Origin of the sequence: Rhizobium sp. CG4 (genome assembly GCF_023701965.1) — a bacterium.
Lineage (GTDB): Bacteria > Pseudomonadota > Alphaproteobacteria > Rhizobiales > Rhizobiaceae > Agrobacterium.
This window is the reverse complement of record NZ_JABAEG010000003.1, coordinates 380970-404542: the sequence shown is the minus strand read 5'-3', so window position 1 is coordinate 404542 and position 23573 is coordinate 380970. Positions and strand designations below refer to the sequence as shown.

The window sequence follows — 23573 nt, the reverse complement described above, 5'->3', positions numbered from 1 at the left end:
TGCAAGGCTTTCATTTCGCCATCACCTGAATAGAGCCGTCCCGCATGACCGTGCCGTTGACGATCACGCCGGAATCAATGTTACGCACACGCACCACGTCACCCACGCCACCATCCTGCATGGGAGTACCCGCTGCAGAGATCGTCATATGTCCGATCGTAAAGGTCAGACGGACGCTTGCACCGCGGGTCACAGCATAGGGGATACGCAAGGCGGCAACCGGAATGGTGCGGCCTGGAAGCAGTGTCTGCTTGGAGATCAGGCCTTCGATCTGGCCGACTTCACTGGCATAACCGTTCGAAATATTGGGGTTGGTGACCTCAACCTCTTTCAAGGCATCGGCAGAAATCACCTCACCGGGATAGATAATGCGCGTCGGCACCAGCGCAACTGGTGCCTGAGCAACGGAGGATGTGGCGACCACGGACAAGACGGACGCGATGCATAACCGGACAAGTCCGTTATTAAATCTGCTATTTTTCCGGCTAAACCTCATGTTCGCCCATCCTTTCCCGTTTTTACTTCAGGTTCTTACTGACCACCGAGGCCATTTCGTCTGCGGTGGTGATAACCTTGGAGTTCATTTCGTAGGCACGCTGAGCCGTGATCAGGTCAGTGATTTCCTTGACCGGATCGACGTTGGAACCTTCGAGGTAGTTCTGCTTGATGTAGCCGTAGCCTGGATCTTCCGGCACGCCGACGATCGCATCACCGGACGCCGGTGTCTGAGCAAACAGGTTGTCGCCGAGCGGCTTCAAGCCGGCTTCATTGACGAAGTTCGCAATCTGTAGCTGGCCAACTTCGGTGAATTCGGTGGCGTTACCCAGGCGAACTGTCACCTGACCGGTACGGCTGATCACGGTTTCCGTTGCATCGATCGGAATGATGATGTTCGGGATAACGTTGTAACCATCAATGGTAACGAGCTGGCCGTCAGCGTTCTTGTTGAAGGCGCCGGCGCGTGAATACAGTGTCGAACCGTCAGCAGCTTCAATCTGAAACCAGCCGCGACCAACCAGAGCCACATCGAGATCGTTACCGGTTTCGATGAAGTTGCCCTGTGTGTGAATGTTACGTACCGCAGAGGTCTGTACACCGAGACCAATGTTGGCGCCTTCAGGCACGATAGCCTGGTTGGCGCGGTTGGCCACACCCTGCGCACGCTCTGTCTGGTAGAGAAGATCGGTAAACTCGGCGCGGGCGCGCTTGTAACCGGTCGTGTTGATGTTGGCGATGTTGTTCGCGATAACTTCAAGGTTTGTCTGCTGCGCATCCATACCGGTCGCGGCGATAGCAAGTGCTCTCATGTCTACGTGTCCTTAATGGTGCTAAATCTGCATCTTCGATACTTCGAGATATGCGCTGACAATCTTGTCACGCAACGCAATGGCAGTCTGGAGGGACTGCTCGGCACTCAAAACCGCATCGACGACTTCACGTGTGTTGGCTTTGCCCTGAATACCTTCAAAAGAGGCCACTTCGGCCTTCTTCAGGTTGTTCATGGCGTCGACAGACATGTTGCCCAGCACGCTGGCAAAGCTCATGCTGGTCTGTTCGCCAGGGGTCTTTTCACGCGTTGCACCGGTCAGATCGGTCGAGACGGAAGAAATACCGTCGAGATCACGCGTCAGCGAAAGAGAGCTTAATTGATTAATTTTATCGATCATTGCGAAGCTTTCAGAAGGTCAATCGTCGCGCTGACGAGTTCACGCGTTTGTTTGATCATTTGCAGGTTGGCGTCATAGCTGCGGTTTGCTTCGCGCATATCGGCCATTTCGATGAGGATGTTGACGTTTGGCATTTTGACGATGCCATTGGCGTCTGCCGCAGGGCTGCCGGGATCGTATTCCTCGATGTACTTGCCACGATCCTCGCCGAGCTTCTTCACGGTAACGCGTTCAACGCCCGAAGCGCGGTCCAGCTCAGTACCGAATGTCACCGTCTTGCGGCGATAAGGGTCAGCACCCGGAGTGTCGCCGGTCGAACGCGCGTTGGCGATGTTTTCCGAAACGATACGCAGGCGGGTGGACTGAACTTCCAGACCGCTTCCTGCGATCTTGCTGGCAGCGCTTAAAGGATCCATGTTCTTTACCTCTTCACAGTCATCAGCATCATGCGATGGAACGTCTTCACCAGATTGGCGTTGAGTTCGTACTGGCGCTTGATTTCACCGGTTTTCGTCATTTCTTCCGCAAGAGCGATCGTGTTTCCGGACTCTTGAACGCCGATTTCGTTGTTCACCTTGGAATTGCGAACCTCGATATTGTCGCTCAGCGTACTTGAGCCGAAGTGCGCAGCATGCGTCTTGGCCATTCCCATCGTGGTTCCGGTCGACTGCATGACTGCTTCGAAAGGACTGACGTCCTTGCCTTGGTATTTAGGAGTGTTGGCATTGGCGATGTTGGTCGCCACGACCTCCTGACGAATGCTGAGCCATTCCGCTTGACGGGATGCCAGTTCGAACAGTTGAATCGGTTCCATAGATTTCTCCATATTTTATGGTCAAAACCTATGCTGCTAATCTTGCGTCAGACTTACGGGAAATCCGTTGCGACAGCGGTTATGGCAAATCTCACGCCTTTGCGATTGGGGTTGCCAAAAAACAACAGGCGCAGCTGGTCAGCCGCGCCTGTATACGTTGGAGATTATAGGTCTCCAGAATTGTGATCAGTGACTTTCGTTCTCGTAGATCTCGCCATTCGAGGTCACGATGACCCAGCGGCCGTCGCGCTGCTCGATCTTTGCCAGCTTGGTATTATCGGGCAGGACAGAACCAACCTTGACCATATACATGCCAGCACTGTCTTCGATCAGCGCACGACCATTGGCCACATGCAGCAGGCGGTAGTTGGCGCCGTGGCCAGGGAATGGTTGTTCCTCACGTGCCGCGATGTTATTCTGCCGTTCCTTACCGGAATCCGATACTGTCGCGGTGGTCAGTGGATCAAACGGCAACGGTGGAATATCCGGACGGTCATCCTTGTTGCGGTTGACCATGGCCAGTGGCGAAACACTAAACACTTCCTTCGGGCCGGTGTGAGGAAGGTCACGGGTCATGTCGAAGTTTGGCGTCGTGACGCCAAACTTGTCTTCATTGAAAAAAACGTACCATGGGAAAAACGCAGCCGCCGCGGCAAGCGTCACACCACAGGTCGCCAGAATGCGATCGGTGCTGGTAATGGATGCCTTTACCTTCTTGTCCATCTCGATACGTTCTTCTTGTTGCTTGTCGAGCATGGTTATCCTCTTGGTCTTTGATTATTTGCCTGCTGCGGCGCATTGCCGGTAATTGCATTGCGCAAGGCAATCGCAAGGTCGGCATAGGCATCTGCGGCTGGCGGTTCTGACGGCGTCTGTTTCAAGACATCGTAAATGATCGGGACCTGCTTGATCGCCATATCGAGATCAGGGTCTGTGCCGGGTCGATAGCCACCGATCAATCTCAAATCGCGGGTTTCCTCGAAGCGGTGCACCAGTGCTTTGAGGCGTGAAACCAGCGTTTCCTGGTCCGGTGTCCATGCTTTTTTGGCAAGACGCGAAATCGAGGCCAGCGGGTTGATTGGCGGGTAACGGCCTTCTTCGGCCAGACTGCGCTCCAGCACGATATGTCCGTCAAGAATACCACGGGTCGAGTCGGCAATCGGGTCGTTATGGTTGTCACCATCGACCAGAATGGAAATGATTGCGGTGATGGTCCCGGTGCCTTCGACGCCCGGCCCTGCCCGCTCCAGCAATTTCGGAAGTTCGGTGAAAACAGATGCGGGATAACCACGTGCCACCGGCAATTCACCCGAGGCAACTGCGACTTCACGGATGGCATGGGCAAAACGGGTCACGCTGTCGATGATCAACAGCACGTTGTCGCCCTGATCGCGGAAATGTTCGGCAATGGTCACGGCAGACAGCGGCGCCATCTTGCGCAACATCGGGCTTTCGTCACTGGTCGCAACAACGGCGATCGACTTGGCCATGTTCTCACCAAGTGTATCTTCAATGAATTCGCGCACTTCGCGTCCGCGCTCGCCAACAAGTGCAATCACAACCTTGTCGAAGGCATCGGCTTTCGCCAGCATCGACAGCAGGGTGGACTTACCGACACCGGAGCCCGCAAAAATGCCAAGGCGCTGACCAAGACACAGCGGTGAGAAAATATCGATGGCGCGCACACCGGTCTTAAAGGCTTTTTCCACACGGCTGCGGGTCATCGACGGCGGGGCGGTGTTGGAAATGGAACGCCGATCAGTGCCTGATGACAATGGACCCAATCCATCGATCGGGTCGCCCAGAGCATTGATCGTACGGCCGCACCAGCTGTTCTCGGGCGCCACGCGGAATGCGCCCTTGTAGATGACCGTGTCGTCAATGCCGATCGGTTCACCCGGTTCAATGGGGCACACAAAGATCAGATCGGACTCAACGCGAACGACCTCACCGAGATGAATGCCGGTTTCGCTGCGATGGGCGACAAATTCTCCCAAACGCACGTGCCGGGACAACCCGGACACCGTGTAATGGCCAGCCGCAATAGCCGTCACCCGCCCACCATGTGCAACGGCAACATCTGGGTCGGCATAACGTTCAACCAGGCTGGCAAGTTGTGCCAGCTTGGAGGTCGACGGTTTGGAAGGGGAACCTGCGTCAGCCATCATGGCCTTGATCCTTAACGGCTACCGCCGAGTGTCTTGATTGCTTCACCGAATGTGGATTCGGTTTCGCGCATTACGGAGGAGATGCTGTCGAAGGCCCGGTTGACCTGAATGAGCTGCATCATTTCAGAGATACCGTTGACGTTCGATTGCTCTGTGTAACCCTGCATGATGCCGGCATCACTGCGGTTCACTACCGGCTGCGGCGCGGCCACGGTGGTGATACCACTGTTGTCATGGCGCAGATAACCTTGCGAGATATCAGCGGTATAGAGGCCCATCAGAGCAATCTGGCGGTCATCCTGAACAATCGCACCGTCAGCGCCGATCTTGATCTCACCACCAGCGCGGTTGAGTTCGATCTGACCACCGCCGGCATCCAATACAGGGTATCCATTCGTCGACACCAGAATACCATCTTCACGGATGGTCAGACGACCGTCACGGGTCAGAACCTGTCCATTCGGCGTGTCGATTGATAGCCAAGCATCGCCCTTTACGGCGACATCAAGCGGGTTGCCGGTTCTGTCGAGGGAACCACTGCGTGTGGAAAGGTAATCGTTACCTTGCGACACGAAGGCAACTTTTGCATTCATGTCGTTGCGGGTCTTGCTCAGCACCTCGTCAAACTTGACTTCCGTCGCACGGTAGCCAGCGGTGTTGATGTTCGCCATGTTGTCAGCGATGGTGGTGATACGACGCTCAAGCGCCATCTGTGACGACAGGGCCACATACAGTCCGGACTGCATATCATTTGCCTCCGAGTTTCAGGGTGTTGATTGAAAGAAGAAGGTCGGAAGAAATTCCAAAACCGGCGGACGAACCAAGAATGGTCGTTGAGGTATTGACCTGTGAGGGGTTTTCCATCTCCCACATGATCGTGAAACGCTCGAGCAGCTTGCCGACTTTGACCGGATCCTGCAGATCCTCCATCTTGATGGCCTTTTCGACCAGCGCTGCCTGCTTGTCGATGTCGGTGCCGGCAAACTCTGCCGGAAGCTGGAATGTGGTGCGGAAAACCTGCGCCATTGCGTCGTCGGCAATAATGCCCATGCCGGACGTGATGGATGGCGCCATGCGTTCGAAGTAGAGCGCCAGACGCACACCGGTATTGTCGGAACCGGCTTCCTGCTCAAGCGTCTGACGGGTGTATTGAGCAACAACATCCTTTTGCGCGCGGTCGAAAGACGTCGCAGCTTCACCGTAAGCGGCAAAGTTCAAAGAGGTTGCCAGTTCCTTGTAACGGGTATCCGACAGCTTGTTGGCAAAGGCGTCATCCTTGGTGACACCTTCCGTCAACACCTTGCGAATAAAGGCTTTTGCGTAAGCCATGTCTTCAAGGCCGTGCGCTTTCAGCGCGTAATTATAAAGCCTTGAATCTTCCATGAAGGCGTCGATGGATTTGATCGAGCCGATCTTGGAAAGGTAATATTCCGTCTCCCGCGCAACATCCGGTTGCTTCGATATACGATCAAGAGACTTGCCGATATCCTGGCTGATAAGCCGATAACTGGTATAGGTCGTTGTCACGCTATGTCCGCCGTTGCCGAATCCTGTTGCGCACGGATGTGCCTCGACAAGATGATGACGGTCATTGCTTGCGCGAAACTGTTTGTTCTGAATGTATTTTCCGCGGCTATCCTACAGGTTCACGCAAGCCACATTTTCTACAACTCGGCCACGAGACAACGGTCAGGTGCGAGTGTTCAATGAATATCATTATCGGGTTAATCATCACCTTCGGCTGCGTTATTGGCGGCTACATGGCTATGGGCGGCCACTTGGACGTTCTCGTTCAGCCGTTTGAGCTTGTCATCATCGGGGGTGCAGGTCTCGGTGGCTTCATCATGGCTAACCCCATGAAAGTGGTAAAAGATTCAGGCAAGGCACTGGGCGAAGCCTTCAAACATTCCGTTCCAAAAGAGCGCGATTACCTCGATGTTCTCGGCGTTCTCTACTCTCTGATGCGCGACCTGCGCACAAAGTCCAGAAACGAAATCGAAGCGCATATCGACAACCCGGCTGAATCGAGCATTTTCCAGACGGCGCCTTCTGTTCTGAAGAACAAGGAACTGACTGCATTCATCTGTGATTACGTGCGCCTCATCATCATCGGCAATGCCCGCTCACACGAGATCGAGGCGCTGATGGATGAAGAAATCGACACCATTCTTCACGACAAACTAAAGCCTTATCACTCGATCACGGCGATGGGCGATTCATTCCCTGCTATCGGTATCGTTGCCGCGGTTCTCGGCGTTATCAAGGCGATGGGCAAGATCAACGAATCACCTGCGGTTCTCGGTGGTCTTATCGGTGCGGCGCTCGTGGGCACCATGCTCGGGATCATCCTGTCCTACTCGATTGCCAACCCGCTTGCAGCGCAGGTCAAGATCGTTCGTACCAAGCAGCACCGTCTCTATATCATCGTCAAGCAGACCCTGATTGCCTACATGAACGGTTCCGTGCCGCAGGTTGCTCTCGAATATGGCCGTAAGACCATTTCCAACTACGAGCGCCCGTCGATCGACGCCGTGGAGCAGGAAATGATGAACCCTGGCGGCGAAAACAAGGCGGCTTGATAAATCATGACGACACCAGACACAGCTCCCGCAATGGACCACGCACTTCTTGCCAAGCTCACAGGTGGGCTTGGCGACCAAAAGACGATCCTCAAGATCGGTGCCGATGTCGGGCATCTCTACAGCGAGTTTCTGCCGGACATGTTCCACAGCGAAACCGGCATCCCCATTGAGGTCGATTATATCGGCTGCCAATCCGGCCTGATGACCGAACTCGTTCGCGGCATCGGTCCTGAATTCGCGGTGGCCGATTGCTCATTGCGCAACTGGTCTCCGAACTTCATTCTGGCCTGTGGCAATGCATTCATCATGACTTTGATGGAACGTATGCTTGGCGCGCTGCCAGAGACGATTTCCGAACCGGAAGTACGCTCGCTGTCACAGATCGAGCTTGATCTTGCAGCTCTCGTCATTGGCCGCATGGCCGGCGTTCTTCGTTCGGGCGTCAACGCACCGGGCGGTTTTGAAGCCGCGATTGACCCGCCCTACAATTCGAAGGGCAAAAGCGGTTTCGATGAACAAATCACCGGTCAGTACGGTGTACTGATTCGTCTGAAGGTGGATCTTGGTAAGGTTTCCTCGGAGTTTGCGCTGGTGATCCCGCAACGTGTCATGCTCAAGACGCAGATCGTTGCGCCAAAGGCATCGGCAAGTGCCATCAAGAAGCACGAGGAATGGGTTGCTCTGATCAAGGAACAGGTCAAACGTTCGCAGGTTACACTCGAGGCACGTATTCGCCTTCAGAAGATGACTCTGCGCAACCTTGCCCGCCTGACAGAAGGTGATGTGGTTCCGTTCCGTGATATCAGCCGCGACGATATCACCGTCGAGGTGAGCGCCAATGGCAGCGACATCTACAATTGCGAGTTTGGAAAGGCGGGAGACCGCTACATGGTTCGCGTGAAAAACAACGTCAGCACAGATGATGAGATATTGAGACATCTGATGGGTTAAATCTTGTCGTGCTCAAATTGAGCGAAGGCAGTTTGACGCAAGTTTCAAAAGGAATAATTACGGCATGGCTACGAAGAAAACACCTTTGACTGAAGATGACGCGCTTTCCATCGGCGAACCTGCCGATCTGGATCAGGCGATTGGCGACCTGCGCGGTGTCCTGAAAACGGATGCAGACGGTGGCTTTGGCGATTTCGGTGATTTTGCCGACACGTCCGCGACAGATGCCGTCGACGCTATGAGCTTCGGTGGTGCTTCCAACGATTTCGGCATGGACGATTTTTCGGCAGCACCAGCTGCTGGCGCGCCAATGCAAATCGGCAGCGGCCTTTCCGACAATCTCGACCTGATCATGGATATTCCAATCGATGTTCAGATTGTTCTTGGCACAAGCCGCATGCTGGTTTCCGGTCTTATGGGCCTGGAAGAAGGCGCAACAATTGCTCTGGATCGCAAAATCGGCGAACCAGTTGAAATAATGGTAAATGGCAGACGCATTGCACGCGGTGAAATTACTGTTCTTGAGAATGACGACTCACGTTTTGGTGTTAAACTCATTGAAGTGATGAGCATCAAGAAAGCCTGATCCCGGTTTTGGGGCAGAGAGGAAAGACCATGATGGACTTTGAAGATTTCGGTAACCCCATTGAAGGGAAACCGTTGTCTCAGGCAGATAAAGCTGCCGCCGTGCTGCTCGCCATGGGAAAAGGTGTGGCGGGCAAATTACTTAAATTTTTTACGCAGGCCGAACTGCAGCTTATTATTGCATCTGCGCAGACCCTACGGGTTATCCCACCGGATGAGCTTGCTGCCATCGTGAACGAATTCGAGGATTTGTTCACTGAAGGCACAGGCCTGATGGATAACGCCAAAGCGATTGAAAGCATTCTTGAAGAAGGCCTGACACCGGAAGAGGTTGACGGTCTGCTTGGACGTAGAACTGCCTTCCAGGCTTATGAAGCATCGATCTGGGATCAGCTTCAGGATGCCAGCCCCGAGTTCATTGGCAAGTTCCTCGCCAAGGAACACCCACAGACCATCGCATACATTCTTTCTATGCTGCCGTCCGCTTTCGGTGCCAAGGTGTTGTTGACCATCCCGGATGAGCAGCGCGCCGACATCATGAACCGTACGGTCAACATGAAGGACGTCAGCCCAGCCGCCGCCCAGATCATTGAGAAGCGCGTTATGGCCCTGATTGCCGAGATTGAAGCGGAAAGAAACGCAAGTGGTTCTGCGAAGGTTGCAGACCTCATGAACGAACTGGAAAAACCACAGGTCGATACGCTGCTGAGTTCGCTGGAAACCCTCAACAAGGAATCCGCAAACAAGGTCAAGCCGAAGATCTTCCTGTTCGAAGACATGCTGGTCATGCCACAGCGCAGCCGCGTCCTTCTGCTCAACGACGTCTCCGGCGATGTTCTCACCATGGCTCTGCGTGGTGCGACCAACGAAATCAAGGAATGTGTCCTTTCGGCGATCAGCCCGCGCCAGCGCCGCATGATCGAATCCGACCTGGCCGTTCCGGTTGCAACGCTCAACACACGCGAAGTCGCTATCGCTCGTCGTGCTGTTGCGCAGGAAGCAATTCGTTTGGCAAGCTCCGGTCAGATCTTGCTGAAGGAAGCAGATGCGAATGCCGCAGCGGCGTAATTGCCAAAGCAGCGGTTGAAAACCCTGGCGGGGCAGGCTTGCGCTATTGCCCCGCAACGCACCACAGTCTAGCCTGACCTGACTATCCCGCCATTCTGGCGGGTTTGTTTTATGTCGGGGACCGACGTCTTGTCAGACGATCAGGATAAAGAGAGTAAAACAGAAAGCCCCACGGAGAAAAAACTTCGTGATGCGGCCGAGAAAGGCAATTTGCCTGTCTCGCGTGAAATTCCGCTCTTTGCGTCTGCTCTCGCTTTTTATCTGTATCTCGTCTTTTTCATGCCGACCAGCACGGCCCATATTAGCGAAACCCTGAAGGATCTGTTCGACCAGCCGGAGCAATGGCAATTGCTGAACCGACCGGATGCGTTTTCGCTGTTTACCCATTTGGGTCTGGCCATCGCATATATGCTGCTGCCAGCGATGTTGATGTTCATCATCTTTGGTATTTCCTCGTCCGTCTTCCAGAATATGCCGTCTTTTGTGCTTGAGCGTGTGCGCCCGCAGGCCTCCCGCATTTCACCGATGAAGGGTTTCAAGCGGATATTCAGCGTTCCCGGTTTCGTGGAGTTCGGCAAATCGATCTTCAAGATCATGATTGTCTCGATCATCATGTTCTTCGCGTTGCGGGGCGAGTACTATAAATTGATCGATGCGATGTTCTCGGACCCGCAGACGATTTTTGTGCGACTTGTCACGATCGTCAAAAAAATGATGATCGTCATTTTGATCTGCACCGCGCTTTTGGCTGCCGTCGACCTTTTCTGGACGCGCCATCACTGGTTCTCGCAATTGCGTATGACCAAACAGGAAGTGAAGGACGAACACAAACAGACCCAGGGTGACCCGATCGTCAAGTCACGCCAGCGGTCGATTGCGCGCGACCGCGCTCGCCGACGCATGATCAACAATGTGCCGCGCGCCACCCTCGTCATTGCAAACCCGACCCACTATGCCGTCGCTCTGCGTTATGTACGCGATGAAAACGACGCGCCGGTTGTTGTGGCAAAGGGACAAGACCTTATCGCGTTGAAAATACGTGAAATTGCAGAAAAAAACGGAATTCCCGTTTTTGAAGACCCACCACTCGCTCGCTCCATGTTTGCGCAAGTCTCGGTAGATAGTGTGATTCCACCAGCCTTTTACAAGGCTGTTGCAGAACTCGTTCATCGGGTCTTTGCACAACGGTCAGCGAAAAAGCGGGTCTAGTAATACGAATGAAAAAATGCCCCTACACAGAACAACGAGAACAAATTGTTGCTGAAGCCCTTAGCCCGGTCGCTTCGGAACTACGGCTCCTCGATCCAGCGGACTTGATCTCTCTGCTGCGTTTCGAATGCTACGGGAGCCTTGCCGATCTGGTTGCTTCTGCGGCTGAACTGTATTTCCATCCAGGCACAGTCAATTTCGGCGCGGGCGGGGAATACAAGCTCGAGTGGGACGGCGTTCCTACAGTCGTTCTTGATCTTGAGCTTAAACCGCTTGGAGTGACAATTTACGCGCAACTGCATCTTGCTGATGAGTTTGCGGCGATCGATATCAACCATATATCGTTCCAGAATGCGTCGGATAATCCGGATATCAATACGGAGTTCCTGAAACGCAGCCTGCGTGAGGCACGTTTTGTGACGCGCAAAACCGGTCAATTGGCTTAACGCGGTTAAGCCCCGGTTTATCAACCGTTTGAAAGTGCCCTGACAACGTCTTTTTGGACATGAAACAGCGGCGCCCTCACCTCTAAACCTTTTTACGACCCGGAAATCATAGCGATTTCCGGGTCTTTTCGTTTTCTCTGGATACTCTCCAGACTGCTGGCATAAAAAAACCTGCGCGAAGCTCCTCCGCGCAGGTTTTAATGTCTGAAAGATCGAAACGATCAGCCGAATTGGGCGATGTATTCTCGGATATCGAAGATACCGTCCTTCGGGCCGGGATTTTCCGGGAATGCCGGGTTAAAGCGCAGATAGGCGCGTGGCTCCTGCGACTTCGCCGCACCTTCAACCGGGTAGGTCATCCGTGCGCGAATATCCTGCGGCAGCAGGTTCAGCGTCGTGGTTTCGATCATTGGATCAAGAATGATCGGTTCATTCGAAAACTCTGTTGCTTCACGCGCCGCCGTGACAACGCCGGCCAGTTTACAGATCTGGCCAAATGCGTCTGGCGACAAAGGCATCTGCTCATGCGCCGCCATGCGGTGGTACATGATGTAGGCTTCCGGCCAGTTTCCTGCCTCGACATGAAGGCGCAGCGCAACGGCCTGACGCATCATCATGAATTTCAGAATACGGGCATTCAGCGATACCTTTTCATCCGGGCTGAACGGATTGACCTGTGCAGCGCGTGACACCAGATATTCGATGCCACCGCGATAGGTATCCCACAGGAACATGCATTCTTTGTTGCCCTGTTGCTGGCGCGGATCATCGGAGACAGCCGTTACGCGCGCAAATGGCTCTGGCACGAACATGATGTCGCCGCCTTCGAGCGCGCGGGTGGTGTAGAGGAATGCCCAAAAGATAAATGGCGTCGGGCTGGAAATCGCCTTTGCCAGCACACTGCGACGAATGATCATGAATTCCGGGAAGACATGATAGTTGAGGATCATGTCCAGCATCGACAGGAAGTTGCCCTTGCTGTGGCGGATCGGGCCAGGCAGACGGTAGAATGGGCCAATGTCGGTGTTGGCGTTGTTACGGCCATCAACCAACATCCACGGTGCCTGTATAACACCGAGCGCTGGATCCTGCTCCATCAGGCGCACATATTCGACAACCTTTTCCGGGATCAACAGATCGTCGTCGCCGAGGAACACGGCATAACGACCGCGGGCGCGCTGCATGGCGAACGAATAGTTACTGACAAAGCCAGAATTCTTCACACGCCGGAAAGCGTTGATTTCCGGATTTTCGGAAATCGAGGCGATATAAGCAGGTGTATTATCCGTCGAGCAGTCGTCAACGATGACGATTTCAAACGGAATTCCCAGTCTGCGAAACGAATCCAAATGGAATGTTACGTTGCGCTCAAGCAGAAACTGCCGGTTATATGTGGGGACACAAATCGACAAGATGATAGGTTGTGTCGAGGACATTTTTTTCTCCGCAGTCGCTCACAGTTCCAGCAAACGCACTGCATCCAGATGCAATACGCCCAAAGTTATCATTGTTAGCTACACCTATTCGCTTTCCCGAAACTGTACTGTTCCATAGCTTGTTATTGAAATTGACCGCTCCCGCGTCTGAAGCAAAGATATCCGCTTATTGTCGACAAAATGCGCACAACCATCTAATCTTCGCCGCATCTAACTACCCACCTGAAAATCCTGCCGGAATGGAATGTCATGTTTCAGAAAAACCCACCCGCCTTCATTCAAGATGACGAACGCCTGTCGAGATTGAAAAAACTCCGTGAAACCATGGGTGCGCACGGCATTTCCGCTACTTTGCTCGGCGCGTCCGATAGCCTGCTATATTTCACCGGTTTGCATTGGCACCAGAGTGAAAGACTGCTCGGCGCATTGGTGACGCGGGACGAGCTTTTCTACATCGTACCGGGCTTTGAAAAGAGCCGTGTTGAAACGCTGCCTCATCTGCCCGGCGAAATCCTGACATGGGAAGAAGACCAATCACCGTCAGAACTTGTTGCTGCACAGCTGAAGCCATCAGAAAAACTGGCACTGGACGATGCTCTGCCGCTGTTCATCTATCACGCACTGGCCAAGGCTGTTGGTGCCGAGCGGCTTGCCGATGGCGGACGGCTGATCCGCAATCTGCGTCTGTGCAAATCGGCCGCTGAAATTGCCATCATCAAATATGCGATGGATCTGACGCTGGACATTCACCGGCAGGCCCATGCGATCATGAAACCGGGCATTCGGGCCTCGGAAGTCATTCGGTTCATCGATGAGCGGCACCGCGAACTGGCCGGCTCGTCGTCTACCTTCTGCATTGTCTCCTTCGGCTTGGCCACCTCGCTGCCGCATGGTGCCGATGGCGACCAGACGCTTGCAGCTGGCGATGTCATTCTTGTTGATACCGGCACGCGCATTGACGGCTATCACTCCGATCTGACACGCACATACATGATCGATGAGCCAACCAAGGAATTTGCCGCGGGCTGGGCAATCGAGCGTGAGGCACAGCAGGCTGTTTTCGATGCGGCGAAGCTTGGCGCTTCCTGCGCTAGCCTTGATGACGCAGCCCGCGCTGTGATGTCCCGGCATGGCCTTGGACCAGATTATCAGCTTCCGGGTCTACCCCACCGAGCAGGTCATGGACTTGGGCTTGAAATTCATGAAGAGCCCTACATCGTCAGAGGCAACCAGACCAAACTGGCAACCGGCATGTGTTTCTCCAATGAACCGATGATCGTTTTCCCCGGCAAGTTCGGCATTCGGCTTGAGGATCATATCTACATGGCGGACGATGGTGCCCACTGGTTTACGCAGCCGGCCAAGGGTCCAACAGAACCGTTTGCGTAAACGCAAATCAACAGGGAATGTGTTGCCGCTTCGCTTCCATTTGTGTGGCGAAGCGGTAGTGTACGGGCGCGAAAAACCTACCAAATTTTAGTCTGCAGGAGTGACAGATGACCCAAGCGATCGAGTATATTTCTTTTGAAGAAGCCCGTGCCCTGAGCCTGGAGTTGCTCACCCTTGCAGGCTTTTCGAAAGGTCATGCAGAAACGATTGCTGCTTCTGTCCTGAAAGCGCAGCAGGACGAGTGCCACTCTCATGGCCTCTACCGCCTGATGGGCTGTGTCAAAACCCTGCAGGTTGGCAAGGTAGATCCGAATGCCGAGCCAACAGTGGATACGGAAACGCCCGGTATCGTGCGAGTCAATTCCCATTACGGGTATTCATTGATGGGCTTCCATGCCGGCCTGCCGCATTTCATCGAGAAAACCAAAAAGCAGGGCGTTGCCGCCATGGCGATCAACAACTGCTTCCACTTCTCCGCACTTTGGCCAGAGGTTGAAGCGCTGGCTGACGCGGGTCTGGTGTCCTTTGCCGTTACCCCCAGCCACTGCTGGGTGGCGCCGGCTGGCGGCACCAAACCGTCCTTCGGCACCAATCCATTTGCCTTCGGTTGGCCACGGGCTGGCAAACATCCGTTCATTTTCGACTTCGCGACCAGCGCGTCAGCGCGTGGTGAAATCGAATTGCACCGCCGGGCCGGAAAACCGATCCCGCTTGGCTGGGCCATCGACGCAGAAGGCAATCCAACCACGGACGCGGAAGCTGCCCTCAACGGAGCCATGTTGACCTTCGGTGGTCACAAGGGCTCTGCACTTTCGGCGATGGTCGAGCTGTTGGCCGGTCCGTTGATCAACGACATGATGAGTTCGGAATCGATGGAATTTGACGATGGTGCGGGCGTAACCCCGTGCCACGGCGAATTGCTGATTGCGCTTGATCCGCAGTCTTTCCTCGGCGCGAGCATGACGGAAAGCATGGGGCGGGCTGAAAAGCTGTTCAGCTCGATTACCGATCAGGGCGCACGCCTCCCATCGCAGCGTCGTTATGAAGCCCGCGATCGCAACAAGGACAAAGGCCTGCCTGTGCAAGCTGCTCTGTTGGTGGATCTGCGTGCGATGCTTTCCGAGCTGAAAGCCGCCGTTTCGGCCTGACAATGTAACCAACGGGTAGCCTGTTTCGCAGACTACCCGTCCATGTCATTCCCTGCCGGTGATGCTGTAGGCAAAGCTTTCAAAATCAGCCGGCTGTCCGCGACCAGATGTATCGAAAGCGAACATGCCGACAAAAGCGCCGGTGAACGAGCCATGTTCACCGCGCCCGCCCTCATCCGAGACGACACCGGCATCAAGAACAGGCCCAACCGGCTGCCAGGCAGGAGCCGAATGGCTGCGCCAAAAGAACAGCAGATCGTTGCCTTCCACTTCCATCGCCAGATGAATTGGCCCCTCGGGAACAGTGACACCGCCGCCAATCGGAAAACTCAAGCGACCGTGTGGAAAGTCGCCCGGGCATGACAGGATGGTGACGACCCGTCCAAGCTTTTCATGGAGCGTGACAGCAAGCGCGTGAAACTTGTGGCGATTATAATAATGGGTGAGACCCGCCACCTGCTGGTAGGTATCGGGTGAGAACTCCACCACCGTTTCAGCCCGGAAGGAGTGATGTTGCTGGCGCCGAGCCACCAGCGACTGGTCAAACCAGGAGCCGATGCTTTCACGTCCGAACAATCGCAAATGCCCAGCACGCTCAGTCAGGCTAAAAAGCCGCTCAGGATAGGGCGACCGCAGCCACTGGAAATCCTGTGGCAATTGCGGTGTTTCAAAGCTGTAGTGAATATTGGCCTCTTCCCGCTTGCGGGTGGCTGAAGTGGGAGACGCCACCTCGACAGCGGGTACGACACCGCCCTGCGCCAGATAGAGCCAGTCATCGCGCCATACACATTTTTGGATTGCCGTTTCACGGCCAAGTGTACAGCGCCGTTTCGGCGGTACAGGTCTGCCGCAGAGATGCGTGTGATAGGCCTCGCCATCTGGCGTTTCGACATATTGCCCGTGCCCTGCCCTTTGCAGCACCGCCTCCGGATTGTCTTTTGAGGTGATCAGATGGACATTCGGGTGCATCTCATAGGGACCATCCAGCGAACGGGACCGCGCCATGGTGACAGCATGGTCGTAGCCTGTGCCACCTTCTGCCGTGGTCAGGTAATACCAGCCATTGCGCTTAAAGATGTGCGGCCCTTCCACAAGCCCGAGCGGGCTGCCGGGAAAGATGTTTTTGACCGGGCCGATCAACTTGCCACTTGCAGCATCCCATTCCTGCAACAGGATGCCATCAAAGGCCGGATGTTTCGGTGCGCCACCGTAACTTTCGGTGCGGTGGTTCCACTGCATGTTGAGGAACCATTTGCGCCCGTCATCGTCATGAAACAGCGTCGGGTCAAAACCGGAGGAGTTGACGTAAACCGGGTCAGACCATTCGCCCTCAATGGTGTCAGAGGTGACGATGTAGTTATGGGCATCCTTGAAGTTGCCGTCGTAACGTTTGACACCAGTGTAAACCAGCCAGAAGCGGCCATCCGCATAGGACAGACACGGCGCCCAGATGCCGCAACTGTCCGGGTTACCGCGCATGTCGAGTTGGCTGGCACGTTCCAGCGGTCTGCGTACCAGGGTCCAGTTGACCAGATCGCGTGAGTGGTGGATTTGCACGCCCGGATACCACTCGAAAGTGGATGTCGCGATGTAATAATCCTCACCGACACGGCATATGGACGGGTCGGGGTTAAACCCCGACAAAACAGGATTGCGGATCATGTCTTCCTCCCCGCGAATTTAACGCAACAGCTTTTGCGCTTCCTCGATACCAAGAGCAGCCGGTTGCGTGCATGTCGTTGTCATGTCAATGAAACGACCTTCCTCTCCCGACTTCAGGATAGAGGTCATGACATCGATGCCGTGCAGCGCACGCTCCAGCGAGCAGCGTGCGTCCCGCCCCTCGATCAGCGCCATTGCCAAATCGGCAAGACCTGCGGTGCGATAATTGGCACGTGGCCCCTGCGGACTTTCCTGATTGGCTTTACCGAATGGATGCTCCCAATCTTCAAGCGGCTCGATATCCTTGTTCTGGCCGCTGGCTTCCACCACTCCGCCGAAGAAGTTGGGGTCCGGCACGTAGAGCGAACCTTCGGTGCCATAAAGCTCCATATTGGCGTGACGGTGTGACCAGACATCCCAACTGGCCGACAGCGTGATGGTCGCACCGCTGACGAATTCCAACAGCGCATGAATGTTGGTGGGTGTTTCCACCGGTATCGTCTGTCCGGCCAGCGGCTGGCTGGTAATCGTGCGGGTTTTGTTCGCCATCGATGTCAGGGCCGCAACGCGTTTTACCGGACCAAGCAGGTTGATGAGGTTGGCGATGTAATAAGGGCCAAGATCAAGGATCGGCCCGCCTCCGGCCACAAAAAAGAAGCCGGGATTGGGGTGCCACATTTCCATGCCGGGGCTCATGACATGGCATGTGCCTGAGGTGATGCGCCCGACACGACCTTCATCGATATATTTGCGGGCAAGCTGATGTGAACCGCCCAGGAATGTATCCGGCGCGCAGCCAACAGACAGTTTTTTCTCAGCGGCAACTTTTCGAAGTTCTTCGCCTTCCTCAAGCGTCAAAACCAGCGGCTTTTCGGAATAGACGTGTTTGCCCGCTTCAAGAATGGCCTTGGAGACCGAGAAATGCGCGGCGGGAATGGTGAGATTGACGATGACGTCAATCTCATTGTTGGCAAGCAGTTCGGGAATGGACTGTGCCTTCACACCGTATTCTTCGGCTTTCAGTTCGGCTGCGTTGCGGTTCAAATCCGCGCAGGCAAGAATTTTCAGCCCCTTGAACAGCGGAGCGAGAGAAAAATAGGTGGTCGAGATATTACCGCATCCAATGATGCCGACGCCAAGCTCTTTGGCCATGATGATGCTCCAGTATGAAAATCAGTAGGCATTGAAAGATGCAATCGACCGTTCCATCAGGCGGTCGATATCGGACGGATTGTCGTGCTCCAGCACGAAATGTTTGACCGAGGTGTTCTTCAGCGCCGCAATGAGCTTTTGCCATTCCACAGTGCCGTGGCCGAGGTCTGCCCAGCCGTCCTCATTAGCGTTCTGTCCTGACGGCGCGATGTCCTTGACGTGGACAGCCGTGATGCGTTTGCCGTAGCTTTCGATCCACGCAAATGGGTCAGCCCCACCCCTGATAATCCAGGCGATATCGGCCTCCCAGCTCAATTCAGGGCCACCGGCGAGAATCTGTTCCTGCGGTGTCGAACCATCCGCCAGCGTGTGAAACTCGAAATCATGATTGTGCCAGCCGAAGGTCAGGCCAGCATCACGGAATGGTTTGCCAGCTGCCTGCAAACGCTGCCCAAAGGCAAACCAGCCAGCCGCATCACTGGGGCGCTGGTCGGGCAGCAGATAGGGGCAATAAACGGCTTCAATGCCCAGAATGCGGGCAACAGCGAGCGCCCGGTCGGTTTCCTTTTCGAGCATGTCGATGCCGAAATGGCCGGTTGGCATGGTCAGCCCGTTGGCATCCAACTCCGCGCGGAATTGTGTGAGCGCTGCGTCATCCATGCTGGCGTAAATGCCACCATATCCTTCGACTTCACGATAACCGGCCTTGGACAGCTTTTTCAGCGTTTCGGAAAGCGGCGGAAAATTGCGGGCGCTGTAAAGCTGAAAGCCAAGAGTTGTCATTTCCAAGTCTCCTCAATGTCATCAATATTTTCGGGTGTCAGGAAAGGGATCAGATGCGGTTTTCAGTGGCCGCGTCGAATAGCGATGCCATCGACATATCCACACCAAGTCGCACCTTGCTGCCCGGTGAGTAACGGCGGTGACCACCGATCCGCACCGACAGCGTATGATCGGCAAGTTTCAGCCAGAGCAGATTGTCGGCACCCATCGGCTCCTCGATGTCGACAATTGCTTCGTGAACTTCGCCGCCGGATATCTGCTCATCAACACGGATATGTTCAGGGCGAATACCCAGAATGACCGGGCGGCCAGCGGCGAGTGGTTCCGATGTCTGGTAACCGGCAAGACTAAAGCTCACGCCGTTGGTGACGAAGGCCGTGCCTCCATCTTTTTCCACCAGTTCGCCACGCAGGAAGTTCATGGAGGGCGAACCGATGAAACCGGCTACGAACAGGTTTTTGGGTCGGTTATAGATGGCAATTGGATCATCAAGCTGCTGGATAACGCCGCTTTTCATGATCGCGATACGATCTGCCAGCGTCAGTGCCTCGATCTGGTCGTGTGTCACGTAGATCATGGTGTTCTTGAGCGACTGGTGCAGGCGTTTGATCTCGACACGCAATTCTGAGCGCAGCTTGGCATCGAGATTGGACAGGGGTTCGTCGAACAGGAACACATCAACATCGCGCACCAATGCACGACCGATCGCCACACGCTGGCGCTGACCGCCTGACAGGGCCGATGGTTTGCGTTTGAGTAGCGGCTGTATCTGCAGAATTTCAGCGGCCCGCGCCACACGCCGGTCGATTTCTGCCTGCGGTACCTTTGCCACTTGCAGACCAAAGGACAGATTCTTTTCAACCGTCATCTGCGGGTAAAGCGCATAGGACTGGAACACCATGCCGATGCCACGATCCTTTGGTTCCTCCCAGGTGACGTTGCGCTCCTTGATGAAAATCTGCCCGTCGGTCGGTTCCAGCAAACCGGCAATGCAATTCAAAAGGGTTGACTTGCCGCAACCGGAGGAACCAAGCAGCACCAGAAATTCACCCGCGTGAATGTCGAGGTTGAGATTTTCCAGCACAGTGACAGCACCGAAGGACAGAGAAAGCTCTTGGATGGAAACACTATAGGTCATGAAATTCACCCTTTGACTGCGCCTGCGGCAATGCCCCGCACAAAAAGCCTGCCTGAAATGAAATAAACGATCAGCGGAACGGCGCCGGTGAGCAGTGTCGCGGCCATGTTGACGTTGTATTCCTTCACGCCCTGCACCGAGTTGACGATGTTGTTGAGCTGAACCGTCATCGGGTAATATTCAGGTCGCGTGAACACGACGCCGAACAGGAAGTCGTTCCAGATGCCTGTCACCTGAAGGATCATTGCCACCACAAAGATGGGCAGCGACATGGGCAGCATGATGCGGAAATAAATCTGCCAGAAGCCTGCCCCATCGATACGCGCTGCCTTGAACAATTCCTCCGGCAGCGACGAGAAGTAATTGCGGAAAAGCAGTGTCAGGATCGGCATGCCGAAGATGGTGTGCACCACGATCAGGCCAGTCAGCGTGCCGTAGATACCGACTTCGCGCAGCACGATGACAATGGGATAGATCATCACCTGATAGGGGATGAAGGCACCGATGATCAGAATGGAAAAGAAAAGTTCCGATCCCTTGAACTTCCAGTTGGCCATGGCGTAACCGCTGACGGATGCAATAAAGATCGACACCAGTGTCGATGGTACCATGATGCGCACGGAGTTCCAGAAACCCCGCGAAAGGCCGTCGCAGTTCAGCCCGGTGCAGGCACTTGCCCACGCCTTGGCCCAGGGTTCAAAGGTAATTTCCATCGGTGGCGCGAAGATATTGCCCAGACGGATTTCCGGCATACCCTTCAGCGATGTCACAAGCATCACGTAAAGCGGCAGCAGGTAATAGAGTGCTGCGACAAACAGCGTGCCGTACAACACGATGTTGCGGCGAGAGAGGGTTTTTCGCGGCTTCTTTCCACGTGGTCCCGACAATTGCCGGGCAACCGGATCCACGCCTGCTGCGACTGTATTCAAGGTGCTGATATTAGCCACGTTTGCGCCCTCCGAATTCAAGATAGGCCCATGGGATGATAATGATGGCGACGGTCAGCAGCATCATCGACGATGCCGCAAATCCCTGGCCAAGATTTTGCGCCTGGAACATGTAGTCGTAGACATATTTCGCCGGGACTTCGGATGCGATGCCGGGGCCGCCGCTGGTTTGCGCAACCACCAGGTCGTAAACCTTGACGATGCCGCTGGCGATAATGACGAGCGTGGTTATGAAGACTGCGCGCATCATCGGGATCACCACAAAAATATATGTGCGCCACATGGGAATGCCGTCGACGCGTGCCGCCTTCCAGATATCCTCATCGATACCACGCAGACCAGCCAGCATCAGGCACATGACAAGGCCCGTTCCCTGCCATAGACCGGCAATCAGGATGCCATAGATCACGATGTCAGGATTATAGAGCGGGTCGAAAGTAAAGCTGGTCCAGCCAAATGAGCGGACGACGGATTGCACACCAAATTCCGGATTGAGAATCCACTGCCAAACAAGACCAGTGACGATAAATGAAAGTGCAAAAGGATAAAGAAAGATCGTACGGAATGTATTTTCGAAACGGATTTTCTGATCCATCAGCGCGGCAAGCAGAAAGCCGATAACCAGACTGAAAATCAGCGATAGAATGCCGTAAATCGCCAAATTCTGAATCGAGATAATCCAGCGGGGTGCAGCCCACAGCCGTTCATATTGCTCGATGCCGACAAAGGTGGCGCGCGGCAAAAGCTTGGAGTTGGTGAAAGAATAAACAATCGTCCAGATCGTACCGCCGAGGAAGATGACAACCGCAGTGAGGATCATGGGTATGGACGCAATCTTCGAATTAAGATTGCGGAATAGCTGATTGGGGCGCTTTGAACGCGTTTGACCCGCCATGGATCACTCCTCATCAAACGTTGCCGTTGATCGCAAGGCGGGTGGCCCAATGGCCGCCCGCACCCGCGTGGTCACCGGTAATGTGAGAAAAGCACTCACATTACCGGTAGGAGTAAAGCAGCGGTCTGCAACTCTATACGAAGTTCAACAGACCGCCCGTCAGATCAATCAGCCGAGCTGATGATACTTGCAAACCGCTTCTGCGCATCTTCGGCAGTCATCGACGTGCTGGCAAAGAACTCTGCCATCAGGTCTTCCTTCTGCTTTTGCGTATCGGCGGACACAAGCTGGTCGGTGCTGGTGAGAGCATGATCCTTGGCCAGAATTTCCAGGCCCTTCTTCATGCAATCATTTGCGACGCCAAGGTCCACGTCTCCACGGATTGGCAACGAACCCTTTTTCAGGTTGAAAGCAACCTGTGTCTTTGGATCGACAATCGTTTCGGCCAGAACGTCCTGTGCCTTGGTTTTTGCCTCATCCTTCAACAGCGGGAAGTAGAAAGCGTCGCCACCTGTGGTGATGTAGTCGCTGACGCCAAGACCCGGCAGGCAGGAATAATCTGTTCCGGCCGTCTGGCCAGCCAACTGGAATTCACCCTGCGCCCAGTCACCCATGACCTGGCCACCGGCCTTGCCTGTGATGACCATGTTGGTTGCCTGGTTCCAGTCCTGCACATTTGTGCCGCGCGACATGTCGCGTGCCTCTACGGCAGCAGCAAAGATTTTGGCCATATCAGGTCCGGCAGCGGCTTCCGCATCCTTGTCCTTATAGACCTTTTCATACAGTTCCTTGCCACCCAGTGACAGGACCAGTGTGTCGAACAGACCGTTGGCCTGCCAGGCCTGGCCACCCAACGCAAGCGGCTGAATACCGGCCGTCTTCAATGCAGGTGCCGCAGCGACAAATTCAGTCCAGTTCTTGGGAACCTCAACACCGGCCTGCTTGAAGGCAGCGTTGGAAAGCCACAGCCATTGCCATGAGTGAATATTGACGGGTGCGCAGTAAATTTTCCCGTCGATAGTGCAGCTGTCGAGCAGGCTTGCGGGTTTGATAACCTCTTTCCAATTGCCTTTTTCAGCAACGTCGGACAGGTCACGCATCAATCCGGACTGAACAAGCTCTTCTGCCTGTCTGCCGTGGTTGAATTGGGTTGCAGCCATCGGGTCGCCACCGGTGATCCGGCTGATCATGATCGGTCGAGCGGTACTGCCGGAACCGGCAATCGCACCATCCACCCATTTGTTACCGGTCGCATCGAACGCCTTTGCCAGTTCGGCAACCGCGGCAGCCTCCCCGCCCGATGTCCACCAGTGTGTTACTTCAAGATCCGTTGCACCAGCCATACCTGCAGGCAACAAAACACTAGCCGCAAATGCAGCCACAATAGCACGCGTACGCATGAGTCTCCTCCCTCACTGAAACGTTGCAGGAGGAACGTAAGCGAATATTTTTAAACACGCAACGGCCTATTGCTTAAAAAGTCCTTACGACTTTTGGCTGTATAAATGCCGCTAAAGGCGGGAGAATATTACC

The 23573-nt window shown here is 54.7% G+C and carries 25 protein-coding genes; 8 read left to right on the top strand and 17 right to left on the bottom strand.

The window, feature by feature from the left end:
• Nucleotides 1–10: 10 nt before the first annotated feature.
• From flgA to HGO37_RS12135, 9 genes are all read right to left on the bottom strand, one after another.
• Nucleotides 11–496 carry a flagellar basal body P-ring formation chaperone FlgA gene (gene flgA, locus HGO37_RS12175; protein ID WP_192486928.1) on the bottom strand — a complete coding sequence of 162 codons (486 nt, stop codon included), beginning with the start codon at nt 494–496 and terminating at the stop codon, nt 11–13.
• 22 nt (nt 497–518) lie between these two features.
• A complete protein-coding gene (gene flgG, locus HGO37_RS12170; RefSeq protein WP_192486927.1) occupies nt 519–1307 on the bottom strand; it encodes a flagellar basal-body rod protein FlgG in 789 nt (262 codons plus the stop codon).
• Between the two features lie 21 nt (nt 1308–1328).
• Complete coding sequence (fliE, locus tag HGO37_RS12165) at nt 1329–1667, bottom strand: flagellar hook-basal body complex protein FliE (protein WP_192486926.1); 339 nt, start codon at nt 1665–1667, stop codon at nt 1329–1331.
• Nucleotides 1664–2083, bottom strand: a complete 420-nt coding sequence (flgC, locus tag HGO37_RS12160; protein ID WP_192486925.1) for a flagellar basal body rod protein FlgC — start codon at nt 2081–2083, stop codon at nt 1664–1666. Before flgC ends, fliE begins: the two co-directional genes overlap by 4 nt.
• Nucleotides 2084–2088: 5 nt before the next feature.
• Nucleotides 2089–2481 carry a flagellar basal body rod protein FlgB gene (gene flgB / locus HGO37_RS12155; RefSeq protein WP_250983518.1) on the bottom strand — a complete coding sequence of 131 codons (393 nt, stop codon included), beginning with the start codon at nt 2479–2481 and terminating at the stop codon, nt 2089–2091.
• 186 nt (nt 2482–2667) lie between these two features.
• Nucleotides 2668–3237, bottom strand: coding sequence for a hypothetical protein (locus tag HGO37_RS12150; protein WP_502941413.1), 570 nt, complete (start codon nt 3235–3237; stop codon nt 2668–2670).
• Between the two features lie 2 nt (nt 3238–3239).
• The gene (fliI, locus tag HGO37_RS12145; RefSeq protein WP_250983705.1) at nt 3240–4646 is read right to left on the bottom strand and encodes a flagellar protein export ATPase FliI; all 1407 of its coding nucleotides are present in this window, start codon (nt 4644–4646) and stop codon (nt 3240–3242) included.
• Between the two features lie 14 nt (nt 4647–4660).
• Nucleotides 4661–5395, bottom strand: coding sequence for a flagellar basal-body rod protein FlgF (flgF, locus tag HGO37_RS12140; protein WP_192486923.1), 735 nt, complete (start codon nt 5393–5395; stop codon nt 4661–4663).
• Between the two features lies 1 nt (nt 5396).
• Nucleotides 5397–6176, bottom strand: a complete 780-nt coding sequence (locus tag HGO37_RS12135; protein WP_250983517.1) for a DUF1217 domain-containing protein — start codon at nt 6174–6176, stop codon at nt 5397–5399.
• 179 nt (nt 6177–6355) lie between these two features.
• Between HGO37_RS12135 and motA the strand changes: the two genes are divergently transcribed.
• From motA to HGO37_RS12105, 6 genes are all read left to right on the top strand, one after another.
• Entirely contained in the window at nt 6356–7228 is an 873-nt protein-coding gene (motA, locus tag HGO37_RS12130; protein ID WP_192486921.1) for a flagellar motor stator protein MotA, read from the top strand.
• A 6-nt stretch (nt 7229–7234) separates the two neighbouring features.
• Complete coding sequence (locus tag HGO37_RS12125; RefSeq protein WP_250983516.1) at nt 7235–8182, top strand: FliM/FliN family flagellar motor switch protein; 948 nt, start codon at nt 7235–7237, stop codon at nt 8180–8182.
• Nucleotides 8183–8246: 64 nt separating this feature from the next.
• On the top strand, nt 8247–8768 hold the full coding sequence (gene fliN, locus HGO37_RS12120; protein WP_250983515.1) for a flagellar motor switch protein FliN: 522 nt from the start codon (nt 8247–8249) through the stop codon (nt 8766–8768).
• Between the two features lie 29 nt (nt 8769–8797).
• Nucleotides 8798–9835, top strand: coding sequence for a flagellar motor switch protein FliG (gene fliG / locus HGO37_RS12115; RefSeq protein ID WP_192486918.1), 1038 nt, complete (start codon nt 8798–8800; stop codon nt 9833–9835).
• Between the two features lie 111 nt (nt 9836–9946).
• Nucleotides 9947–11044 carry a flagellar biosynthesis protein FlhB gene (flhB, locus tag HGO37_RS12110; protein WP_405049433.1) on the top strand — a complete coding sequence of 366 codons (1098 nt, stop codon included), beginning with the start codon at nt 9947–9949 and terminating at the stop codon, nt 11042–11044.
• An 8-nt stretch (nt 11045–11052) separates the two neighbouring features.
• Nucleotides 11053–11490, top strand: a complete 438-nt coding sequence (locus tag HGO37_RS12105) for a BspJ family T4SS effector nucleomodulin (protein WP_192486916.1) — start codon at nt 11053–11055, stop codon at nt 11488–11490.
• 221 nt (nt 11491–11711) lie between these two features.
• On the opposite strand, the gene HGO37_RS12100 is transcribed toward HGO37_RS12105, so the two are convergent.
• Nucleotides 11712–12926, bottom strand: a complete 1215-nt coding sequence (locus HGO37_RS12100; RefSeq protein ID WP_250983513.1) for a glycosyltransferase family 2 protein — start codon at nt 12924–12926, stop codon at nt 11712–11714.
• A gap of 249 nt (nt 12927–13175) precedes the next feature.
• Here HGO37_RS12100 and HGO37_RS12095 point away from each other — a divergent pair, with 249 nt between their 5' ends.
• Together HGO37_RS12095 and HGO37_RS12090 are read left to right on the top strand one after the other, a co-directional pair.
• Nucleotides 13176–14315: a M24 family metallopeptidase gene (locus HGO37_RS12095; RefSeq protein WP_250983512.1), complete on the top strand. Its 1140-nt coding sequence runs from the start codon at nt 13176–13178 to the stop codon at nt 14313–14315.
• A gap of 107 nt (nt 14316–14422) precedes the next feature.
• Nucleotides 14423–15463, top strand: a complete 1041-nt coding sequence (locus HGO37_RS12090; protein ID WP_285200566.1) for an Ldh family oxidoreductase — start codon at nt 14423–14425, stop codon at nt 15461–15463.
• A 45-nt stretch (nt 15464–15508) separates the two neighbouring features.
• Here the strand turns inward: HGO37_RS12090 and HGO37_RS12085 are convergent, their stop codons facing one another.
• The 7 genes from HGO37_RS12085 to HGO37_RS12055 all read right to left on the bottom strand — a co-directional run bounded on the left by HGO37_RS12085 (nt 15509) and on the right by HGO37_RS12055 (nt 23440).
• Nucleotides 15509–17125 carry a glycoside hydrolase family 43 protein gene (locus tag HGO37_RS12085; RefSeq protein WP_250983511.1) on the bottom strand — a complete coding sequence of 539 codons (1617 nt, stop codon included), beginning with the start codon at nt 17123–17125 and terminating at the stop codon, nt 15509–15511.
• An 18-nt stretch (nt 17126–17143) separates the two neighbouring features.
• Nucleotides 17144–18277 carry a Gfo/Idh/MocA family protein gene (locus HGO37_RS12080; RefSeq protein WP_250983510.1) on the bottom strand — a complete coding sequence of 378 codons (1134 nt, stop codon included), beginning with the start codon at nt 18275–18277 and terminating at the stop codon, nt 17144–17146.
• Between the two features lie 21 nt (nt 18278–18298).
• Nucleotides 18299–19060 carry a sugar phosphate isomerase/epimerase family protein gene (locus tag HGO37_RS12075; protein WP_250983509.1) on the bottom strand — a complete coding sequence of 254 codons (762 nt, stop codon included), beginning with the start codon at nt 19058–19060 and terminating at the stop codon, nt 18299–18301.
• A 49-nt stretch (nt 19061–19109) separates the two neighbouring features.
• The gene (locus HGO37_RS12070) at nt 19110–20198 is read right to left on the bottom strand and encodes an ABC transporter ATP-binding protein (protein ID WP_250983508.1); all 1089 of its coding nucleotides are present in this window, start codon (nt 20196–20198) and stop codon (nt 19110–19112) included.
• Nucleotides 20199–20203: 5 nt separating this feature from the next.
• Nucleotides 20204–21145, bottom strand: a complete 942-nt coding sequence (locus tag HGO37_RS12065; RefSeq protein ID WP_192486908.1) for a carbohydrate ABC transporter permease — start codon at nt 21143–21145, stop codon at nt 20204–20206.
• Nucleotides 21138–22040: a carbohydrate ABC transporter permease gene (locus tag HGO37_RS12060; RefSeq protein WP_192486907.1), complete on the bottom strand. Its 903-nt coding sequence runs from the start codon at nt 22038–22040 to the stop codon at nt 21138–21140. The genes HGO37_RS12065 and HGO37_RS12060 overlap by 8 nt, the downstream gene beginning before the upstream one ends.
• Nucleotides 22041–22204: 164 nt before the next feature.
• Entirely contained in the window at nt 22205–23440 is a 1236-nt protein-coding gene (locus tag HGO37_RS12055) for an ABC transporter substrate-binding protein (RefSeq protein ID WP_192486906.1), read from the bottom strand.
• Nucleotides 23441–23573: the final 133 nt, after the last annotated feature.